The organism is Elstera litoralis (assembly GCF_000963705.1).
Taxonomy (GTDB): domain Bacteria; phylum Pseudomonadota; class Alphaproteobacteria; order Elsterales; family Elsteraceae; genus Elstera; species Elstera litoralis.
Genome location: NZ_LAJY01000522.1, coordinates 1 through 7,006 on the forward strand (window position 1 = coordinate 1; position 7,006 = coordinate 7,006).

The 7,006-nt window shown below is 63.6% G+C and carries 7 protein-coding genes, 1 tRNA gene and 1 rRNA gene; 7 read left to right on the forward strand and 2 right to left on the reverse strand.

Annotation, left to right across the window (positions count from 1 at the left end):
* Nucleotides 1–94: 94 nt before the first annotated feature.
* From VZ95_RS16770 to VZ95_RS16790, 7 genes are all read left to right on the forward strand, one after another.
* Nucleotides 95–391 carry a PqqD family protein gene (locus VZ95_RS16770; RefSeq protein WP_045776875.1) on the forward strand — a complete coding sequence of 99 codons (297 nt, stop codon included), beginning with the start codon at nucleotides 95–97 and terminating at the stop codon, nucleotides 389–391.
* Nucleotides 384–1,319, forward strand: a complete 936-nt coding sequence (locus VZ95_RS16775; protein WP_045776876.1) for a phosphoenolpyruvate carboxykinase (ATP) — start codon at nucleotides 384–386, stop codon at nucleotides 1,317–1,319. Before VZ95_RS16770 ends, VZ95_RS16775 begins: the two co-directional genes overlap by 8 nt.
* Nucleotides 1,312–2,196 (forward strand): sulfotransferase domain-containing protein, encoded by an 885-nt coding sequence (locus VZ95_RS16780; RefSeq protein WP_045776877.1) that lies wholly within the window; start codon nucleotides 1,312–1,314, stop codon nucleotides 2,194–2,196. The genes VZ95_RS16775 and VZ95_RS16780 overlap by 8 nt, the downstream gene beginning before the upstream one ends.
* 155 nt (nucleotides 2,197–2,351) lie before the next feature.
* The gene (locus VZ95_RS24370; RefSeq protein WP_156995361.1) at nucleotides 2,352–2,504 is read left to right on the forward strand and encodes a hypothetical protein; all 153 of its coding nucleotides are present in this window, start codon (nucleotides 2,352–2,354) and stop codon (nucleotides 2,502–2,504) included.
* Between the two features lie 30 nt (nucleotides 2,505–2,534).
* Nucleotides 2,535–4,193, forward strand: coding sequence for an asparagine synthase-related protein (locus VZ95_RS16785; RefSeq protein ID WP_232302717.1), 1,659 nt, complete (start codon nucleotides 2,535–2,537; stop codon nucleotides 4,191–4,193).
* The gene (locus VZ95_RS27405; RefSeq protein ID WP_232302718.1) at nucleotides 4,127–4,312 is read left to right on the forward strand and encodes a hypothetical protein; all 186 of its coding nucleotides are present in this window, start codon (nucleotides 4,127–4,129) and stop codon (nucleotides 4,310–4,312) included. Before VZ95_RS16785 ends, VZ95_RS27405 begins: the two co-directional genes overlap by 67 nt.
* A gap of 64 nt (nucleotides 4,313–4,376) precedes the next feature.
* A complete protein-coding gene (locus tag VZ95_RS16790; protein ID WP_198148365.1) occupies nucleotides 4,377–6,308 on the forward strand; it encodes a RiPP maturation radical SAM C-methyltransferase in 1,932 nt (643 codons plus the stop codon).
* Between the two features lie 114 nt (nucleotides 6,309–6,422).
* Here the strand turns inward: VZ95_RS16790 and VZ95_RS16795 are convergent.
* Nucleotides 6,423–6,499 (reverse strand) — tRNA-Met (locus VZ95_RS16795).
* A gap of 162 nt (nucleotides 6,500–6,661) precedes the next feature.
* Nucleotides 6,662–6,776, reverse strand: a 5S ribosomal RNA gene (gene rrf / locus VZ95_RS16800).
* Nucleotides 6,777–7,006 lie beyond the last annotated feature (230 nt).

The window sequence follows — 7,006 nt, forward strand, 5'->3', positions numbered from 1 at the left end:
GACCGGCGCTTCGCCGTAAACATGTGGATACACCGATAGGCTTTCGGTACTTAAGACGCTTGTAGTGTGAAACCGTGAAAGCAGAGCCTGAACCATGACGCCCCCTGACGCCCTAACCCTCGACACGCGTGTGGGGTGGCACCCCGAGCAGATCACCGCCGCAATCGACGGCGAAGTAATCGTTATGGGGCTGATTCGGGGCCAATATGTTGGCCTCGACGATATCGGGTCGGTGCTGTGGAAGCTTCTGGAACAGCCGCAGACAATCCGCCAACTCTGCGATCATTTGAGCCAGCGGTACCGGGGCGCGCCCGCCGCGATCCAGGTCGACGTATTGGCTTTCTTGGAAGAATTGAAGGCCCTGGACCTGATCCAGGCGGTCGATGCCTGAGGCAACTGAGGACCGGCTGTTCTACGGCTATCGGCTGAGAAGCGACGTGCCGCTGCCGTCGCTCCCGACCCTGACCGGGGACGATGCGCCGGACCTTGTACTGCGGCGCGGCCCCGTGCCGGATCGGCTGCCCGACGCGGTCTGGGTCAGCCCTTTCGTCGAAATCGGCGGCGACGGCAGCGTTCTCATTCGCATTCCCAATGTCGTGGGGTTCCTGGTCCAGGGCGGACGCGCGCTAACCTTGGATCACGCCAGCACCGCCGAAACCAGCGTGATCGAAACCTTCCTGTTCAGCGTGGTCGCCGGGGCGGTGCTGCATCAGCGCGGAATGCTGCCGCTGCACGCCAGTTGCGTCATGGTCGGCCCGGTCGCCATCGCCATGACAGGGGTGTCGGGGCGGGGGAAATCCACCTTGGCCGGAATCCTGTCGCTGCGCGGGCACGCCGTTGTTACCGACGATATCTGCCCGGTCGGTTTCGAGGGTGGCAGGGCGCTGATAACCCCCGGCCCGCCGCGCGTTCGGCTGTGGCCCGATGCGGCGGGTCTGCTCGGCCTCTCCCATGCCGAACTTGCGACCGGGCGGCCCGATCACCCCAAGCGGGTTCTGGTCGCGCACGGCACCGATGCTACGCCGAAGCCGCTGGGGGCGCTGGTCCGCCTCGCCATCGACAAACGGCTGACGGCCCCCGTTCTCCAGCGGCTCTCCGGGCCTGCCGCCATTACGCCGATTGAGGAACTCGTTTACCGCGCCCGGTTGGGCCGCCGCTTGGGCCGCCGGATCGGGCTTTTCCAGGATCTCGCCCGGCTGGCAACCCTTGTGCCCGTCTACCAGATGATCCGGCCAGAGGGCACGGTCGATCCGTCGTTGCTGGCCGATCTGATTGTGTCGACCGTCAGCCCCGCAGGCCAGGAGGGGGCCGATGGCTGAGGCCGGAACAATCGGCTGGATCGTTTCCTATCCGAAGTCCGGAAATACCTGGCTGCGCCTGATGCTCCTGAGCCTGATGCGGGGCGGCCTTGCCGTCGACATCAATCGGGCGGGAACTGAGGCGGGCCTCGCCAGCCATTTCGAGCTGGACGAATTGCTGGTCGTGGAGTCGGGCGAGTTGTTCCGCGCGGAGCAAATCGCCGTGCAGCCCGCGCTGAACAAAGCTATCGCCACCGAAACCGGCGCGGGGCTGAAGCTGCGTAAGGTTCACGATTGTTACTGGCGAACGCCCTCCGGCGAAGCGGTTTTCCCGGCGTCGGTTAGCCGGGGGGCCGTTTATATCGTGCGCGATCCGCGCGACGTTGCCGTCTCCTTCGCCCATCATCGCGGGACCAGCATCGAGAACATCATCGCCACCCTGGCCGATCCGGCGGCGACCCTATCGGCTGCCGACGACCGATATCGGCGACAATTGGCGCAGCCGCTGGGCGATTGGTCGAGCCATATTCGGTCCTGGCTGGATCAGCCCGATATCCCCGTGCGGCTGGTGCACTACGAGGATTTACTGACCGATCCTGAACGCGAGCTGCGCGCCGTGGCCGACCATCTGGGTATTCCCCACGACCCCCGCAGCCTCAAGGCCGCCGTCGCCGCCACGCGGTTCGACGCGTTGCAGGCGCAGGAACAGGCGCATGGCTTCACAGAACGGCAGGTCGGCTCGACCGCGCCTTTCTTCCGGCAGGGCGTTGCGGGCGGATGGCGGCGGGACTTAACCGAGGCGCAGGCGGCGCGCATTCTTGCCGATCATGGCGCGCAGATGCGAAACCTCGGGTATACCGGCGATACCGGCGATACCGGCGATACCGGCGGCGCTTAACACTCCGACCCCACGACCGATGGAAGTGGATCGACCCGCTAAAGCCCCGCTTGACCGTAAAAACCCGGACCCAACCGATGGAGGCGAGGCGCGGAATCATTGATCTTTGGCCCTAGCGCGGCGTATGTATTCAGCCCCTGCCGTTGGAGAGCCGCATGCGCGATCAAGAAACCCCCGTCCCCTTGGAACAGTCCACGCCTGCCGAAGCCCCGCTTTGGCGGCGGCCCAGCTTTTCGATCCTGGACGTGGAATCGGGCACGGTCACGACCTCCGGTCCAGTGGCCGATGGGAATGGCTCGACCAGCTAAGCTTCGGTTTCCGGCTTCCCCGCCGCTGAGATGAACGGCTTCACGGGCGAAATCACTTTTGTGCGCGCTGGAACCGCTGGCCTACCGGCTGGCTTTCTGCCGATCCAGGCCGGGCGGGCGGGCGTTGCTTTCGCGGGACGCTTGGATGATCGGCTGACGCTAACGTCTGCGCTGGACCTATCCCCCGGTGCCGCGCCAACCGATATGGCGCTTGCCGCGCGGGCTGTGGAGCGCTGGGGCGTGGACGCGCCCCGCCATCTCCTCGGCGATTTCGCGTTGGCCGTTTGGTTTGGCGACGACCGCCGCCTGCTGCTGGCGGGCGACCCGATGGGGATGCGCACGGTCTATTCCTGGCGCGGCGCGGACCGCGTGCTGTTTTCGACCAACCTGCGCGATCTCCTCGCCATGCCGGGCGTGCCGCGCGTGGTGGATGAAGTGTTCGTCGCCGACCATCTCGCGATGAATTATGGCGATGACGCGGCCACCTTCTATCGCGATATCCGCAAGGTCCCGCCCGGCACCTCAGTACTGCTGAGCGCCCAGGGCAGCGACAGCCAGGCCTTCCATCGCTTCGACCCCGAACGCCGTATCCGGTTGGCAACCGACCAGGATTATGTTGACCACGCCCGCGACCTGCTCGATCAGGCCGTGGCCGACCGGATGCGGGGGGAAAAAATTGCGATCCTTGGCAGCGGCGGTCTGGATAGCGCCTGCTTGGCGGTGGCGGCCTTGCGCCACGGATCGGCGATACCGTTCCTAACGGCGGTTCCCGAACCGGGACTGCCGACGCCCCGGACCGTAGGCTATATCGACGAGCGCCCCTATGTCGAAGCCCTGGCCGCCGCCTTTCCCAAACTGCACGCCGAGTTCCTTGCGCCTGATCCTGAAACCGACTGGACGCCGGAGAGCTGGTCCCTGATGTCGGCGGGGGCGACCCCCTATCGGATGGCAACCCACGTCCTCTGGCTGAACGCGCCGGTCCGCCGGGCGGCGGCGCTGGGGGCGACCCACTATCTGACCGGGGCGGTGGGCAACCACAGCCTCACCTGGGACGGGCTGCGCGGATTACCGTCCTTGTTCCGGCAAGGCCGTTGGCTGCGTCTGGCCCGCGAGATGGCGCTGATATCTAAAGGCAATCCACGCCGATTGGCGGGTCTAGCATGGCGTTTTCTCTATCAACCCCTCGGGGGGCAGCGATTCCGCGAACAAGATCTGCTCGCCGCCTGCGGTCTGGCCCCAGCAGCTTTGCGACAGGTCGATATGGCCGCGCGGCTGCGGCAACGGGGCAATGACCCCGCCTTCATCCTGTCGCCGGACAGCCGAGGCTTCCGCATCGCCGCCATCTGCCGCAATCGCGCGCGCCGTCCAGACGGCATGAACAGCCTGCGCAGCTTTCAGGGCATCGGCAATAGCGCCCCCCTGGGCGATCTGAGATTGGTGGAATTCTGCCTCGCCATTCCCGAAGACCAATACCTGCGCGACGGTACGACCCGTTGGCTGGCCCGCCGCCTGCTGCGCGCCGCCGGGGTTCCGGCGCTGGTCTCCGAGAACCGCCAGCGCGGCTATCAGCATCCCGAATGGTTCGCGCATCTGAACCGCGCGCGCCGTCCCTGCCGGGGCAGTTGGCACGCCTGCGCCGCTCGCCGACCGCCAGCCGCCTGCTCGACCTCGACCGGCTTGAGCGGCTGATCGCCGATTGGCCGGAGACTACCGCCGCCGCCGAGACCGCGCGCGTTCAGCTCCAAGTGATGCTTCAGGAGGCGCTGCACGTCGGGAATTATATCGCCTGGGTCGAGGGAACCAACTGATGGCACCATCGCCCCCCAGCCCATCCCCTCTTCTGAGCCCGATAACATGAACCGGACACACCCTATGTCCCCTTCCCTCCCCCGGCACACCGCCCCCCTACCAATGTCGGAGGGAGAATGCAGCGTTGCCCTGCTGATGATGCCCTTCGGCCCGAGCGACCGCCCGTCGCTGGGCCTGTCGCTGCTGGCGCAATGCCTAAACGCAGCGGACATCCCCACGACCTGCTTCTATCCCAATCTGGATTTCGAACGGCGCATCGGTGCCACCCTCTACGGCGATCTCGGATATGACCTTGCCCGCATACAGGCCGGGGAATGGGTGTTCTCCCGGTTCCTGAACCCGGTTGGAACGCCCGATGACTTCATCGCCGCCATGGGGCAGGGTCGGATTCGGCGCAAACCCGCCTTCGCTAGGTTCACCGCCGCCGTTCCTAATCTTCTGGCCCACGCCGAAGCCCTGCTCGATGATTGGTTGGCTAGGCTCGGTCGGCTGCGCCCCCGGGTCGTCGGCCTATCAAGCTGCTACCAGCAGCATCTGGCCAGCCTCGCCATCGCTAAACGGATCAAGCAGGCCTATCCCGACATGCTAGTGGTTCTCGGCGGAACCAACTGCAACGCGCCGATGGGAGAAGAAAGCTTCCGCTGCTTTCCATTCCTGGATGCAATTGTCTGCGGCCCCGGCGAGATCGCCTTCACCGAACTCGTGCGCTTGCACCTTGCCGGGGACCGCCGGATTGACTTGCCAGGCGTTTTCTTCCGCCCCCCGGACGGCAGCCGGGTCACCCCGCCCCCCGCTCCTGTAGCCCCCGAGCCGGAGTTGGACCAGTTGCCCTTGCCGCGCTTCGATGATTTTTTCGCGGCCTGGGACCATCCTGAGCCCCAATCCGACCGGCCAACCCTGCCCATCGAGGCCTCCCGAGGGTGCTGGTGGGGTCAGAAGCATCATTGCGTCTTCTGTTCGGAAAATGCCCATAGCATGCGCTACCGGTCAAAATCGCCCGACCGCATTTGGGCGGAGTTCGACTGGATGCTCGACCGCTATCCCGGTAGCCGCATCGCCGCTACGGACGAAATCCTAGATCTACGGTTGCTGGAGAGCGTCATGCCGCGCCTCGCAGCCCGCAACGGCGAGCGACGAATATTCTTCTCGGTCAAGGCCAACCTGCGCAAGCCCCAGTTGGTCCAACTCGCAGCGGCAGGCGTAACATCGCTACAGCCGGGTATCGAAAGCCTGTGCGACGACATCCTCGGCCCAATGCGGAAGGGGGTGACGGGATTGCAGAATATCCAGTTGCTCAAATGGTGCAGCGAACTCGGTATCGGAACGGTATGGGGTATTCTGTGCGGTTTTCCCTTCGAAAAACCGGAATCCTATACGCGGATGGCTCAATTGGTGCCGCTGCTGACCCATTTGCAGCCGCCGAAGGTAACCAGCGTTTCCCTTCAGCGCTACAGCCCCCTTTTTGCCCAGGCCGAGCGGTTCGGCATCGCAAACATCGTCCCTCACAAAAGCTATCCGTGGCTCTATCGCCAAGGAGCCGAGAGTCTCGAACGGTTAGCCTATCGCTTCGAGCAGCAATCGGCCCGAACGCCTCCAGAGAAGGATTACACCGCATCCCTGCGGCGGGAGGTCGATCATTGGAATGATACTGCGGGCCACTCCCATCTCTTTTATGTCGAAGACCGGGGAGTTTTGTTCATCGGCGATACCCGGGCAATCGCGCAATGCCGCACCCATCGCTTCGAGGGGGCCGCCCGCTTGCTGCTACTTTTCTGCGATCAAATCCAACCCCGGCACGCGATTGCGCAGGCATTGGCCGACGCGGGGTCGCCGATGAACGCGCCGGAATTGGGAGAATTACTCGACAGCTTGATCGGAAAGCATCTACTGATCGAGGACAAAGGCCGCTATCTCGGCCTCGCGCTGCGCGCTGGACGGCACTATCTCCCGCCCCCGGCCCTCATGTCAGCCGTGGTCGCCGAAGGACGTGGCTGATTTTTAACCGCCCCAAAGTCCGCGAGTGCGCTTGAACCCGCGAAAAAGGCCAAATAGGGGTAAAACGGCAAACCCCCCGCCTGTTCGGGCGGGGGTTTTTTTGTCGGTATAATTTGGTTGCGGGGGCAGGATTTGAACCTGCGGCCTTCAGGTTATGAGCCTGACGAGCTACCGGGCTGCTCCACCCCGCGTTTGTATGTTTGCGCTATCGGCTTGCGCCTACTTGAGCGCGTTTGTTTTTTGTCCTCCTTGAGGACGTATTTTTTGAGAGACTGTGAGTGTGTGTTGATTTTTTGTTTTTTGCCTATGGCGCGTTGCACTGCTTGAGGCGTTTTTTGTTATGCGGTTTGAGGACCTGGCAGCGACCTACTCTCCCGTGTCTTAAGACAAAGTACCATTGGCGCTAAGGATTTTCACGGCCGAGTTCGGGATGGGATCGGGTGCGGGCTCCTTGCTATGGCCACCAGGTTGTCGAACCGCATGACGTGTTTTTTTGCCCTATCGGCCTTTGGCCTAGTTGAGGGCGTTTTACACACTCTGTTTGCGGCGTTTTTGGCGCTGCGATCAGAGTTGATTTGGGTTTTTGGAATGAACTTGCGAGAGTTTAGTTGTGGGGTTTGCCGCTGCGCGCGAGAGTTTTTGCTTCTGGATTAGATCCTGAAGCGCAAGATTTGCGATCAAGCCGATCGGGGTATTAG

Excerpts from the sequence above, each read along its gene's own strand:
- VZ95_RS16775 (WP_045776876.1), top strand. The coding sequence starts at position 384 with ATGCCTGAGGCAACTGAGGACCGGCTGTTCTACGGCTATCGGCTGAGA.
- VZ95_RS16790 (WP_198148365.1), top strand. The coding sequence starts at position 4,377 with ATGTCCCCTTCCCTCCCCCGGCACACCGCCCCCCTACCAATGTCGGAG.
- VZ95_RS16780 (WP_045776877.1), top strand. The coding sequence starts at position 1,312 with ATGGCTGAGGCCGGAACAATCGGCTGGATCGTTTCCTATCCGAAGTCC.
- VZ95_RS16785 (WP_232302717.1), top strand. The coding sequence starts at position 2,535 with ATGAACGGCTTCACGGGCGAAATCACTTTTGTGCGCGCTGGAACCGCT.
- VZ95_RS24370 (WP_156995361.1), top strand. The coding sequence starts at position 2,352 with ATGCGCGATCAAGAAACCCCCGTCCCCTTGGAACAGTCCACGCCTGCC.
- VZ95_RS16770 (WP_045776875.1), top strand. The coding sequence starts at position 95 with ATGACGCCCCCTGACGCCCTAACCCTCGACACGCGTGTGGGGTGGCAC.